Annotated in this window: 1 protein-coding gene; it reads right to left on the bottom strand. The window is 69.3% G+C overall.

The window, feature by feature from the left end:
• Nucleotides 1-353: 353 nt before the first annotated feature.
• Nucleotides 354-758 (bottom strand): hypothetical protein (locus A5780_RS13750; protein WP_231982942.1); only part of this gene is annotated, 405 nt, incomplete at its 5' end.

Below are 758 nucleotides of genomic sequence, written 5' to 3'. Positions count from 1 at the left end.
TTTGAGGACGCCGCGGATGCGGTGGCGGCCCCGCACGAGCCGACCTACCCGGTCTCTGTCGGCGCTCGCGCTCTGCACAAGTCCGAAGCATGGTATTGGCGGCAGCTGAAAGCAGGCGCGCTGCCGGGACATCGGGCCAGGCGAACATGGTTTCTCACCGCGGCCGACATCGCCGCCGCCATCGAACACACCGCCACCACGCGATTGCAGCGGCCTACGTCGCCGCCCGCGCCGCAGCCCCGGCGTCGCCGTCGGCGCCGCCACAGACCCCCGCGATGGCGTGTGCGCCACAGGCGAGCGTGGCCCGGAGGGAAGACCGCCAGGCATCCGGCCTGTTCCCTCCCGGGCCACGTTCACGTACTCACCGGCGCCAACTCTGGCCCCGCGGGGGTGAGCTGGCCCTGCCACCACCCGACCCGGGGCGGAAACCGCAACTCGGAAGCGGTGAACGCATAGTCGAGGGTGTTTCCCGTGCCCGGGTTGGTCATGCGCGCGCCGTAGATCAAGTCAGCGTTGGCGGGGCGTGTGGTCCACAACGCTTCCCATTCCGGCACCCGACTGCAGACCTCGAGCAGACGCTCGCGCTCACCGTCTGGCATCACGCACTCGATCAGTGGCGCGGCACCCCAGATCAGGCCGTGCGCGATTGTGTGCCACTCCTGCCCGAGTAGTTGCCTCGTCCACGGGTCGGCGACCAGCCACTCGTAGATGCTCACACCGGCGCGCAAATGCATCAACGACTCACACGCCTGGTTGGC

Source organism: Nocardia sp. 852002-20019_SCH5090214, from assembly GCF_001665865.1.
Lineage (GTDB): Bacteria > Actinomycetota > Actinomycetes > Mycobacteriales > Mycobacteriaceae > Nocardia > Nocardia nova.
The sequence above is the reverse complement of the archived record's forward strand: the minus strand, read 5'-3'. Positions and strand labels throughout refer to the sequence as shown.